This is a genomic window from Adlercreutzia equolifaciens (assembly GCF_029076695.1).
GTDB classification, from domain to species: Bacteria; Actinomycetota; Coriobacteriia; order Coriobacteriales; family Eggerthellaceae; genus Adlercreutzia; species Adlercreutzia equolifaciens_A.
In genome coordinates, this window is the sequence record NZ_JARFIK010000670.1 from 1 (window position 1) to 286 (window position 286).

A 286-nucleotide genomic window follows, 5' to 3' on the forward strand; every position below is an offset into this window, starting at 1 on the left:
GGGATCGTCGCCAACCGAAGTAGGCGACGAACAGTGAAAATGATCTGGTCCATCTTCGCCAGCGATATGCAGCATTTGCTGCGCAACGTCATTGCGGCCATTGTGGTGGTAGGCCTGGTGCTGGTACCGCCCCTTTACGCCTGGTTCACCACCTTGGGCTTTTGGGACCCGTACTCGAACACGGGCTACTTCAGCGTGGCCGTGTCCAACAGCGACGAGGGCTACCAGTCCGATCTCATCCCCACCAAGATCAACACCGGCGAGCAAATTGTCTCCGCCCTGCGGG

The 286-nt window shown here is 59.1% G+C and carries 1 pseudogene; it reads left to right on the top strand.

The annotated features are described in order from the left end of the window. Positions 1-39: 39 nt before the first annotated feature. A pseudogene (locus PZH32_RS14055) lies at positions 40-286 on the top strand (YhgE/Pip domain-containing protein); the annotation flags it as partial.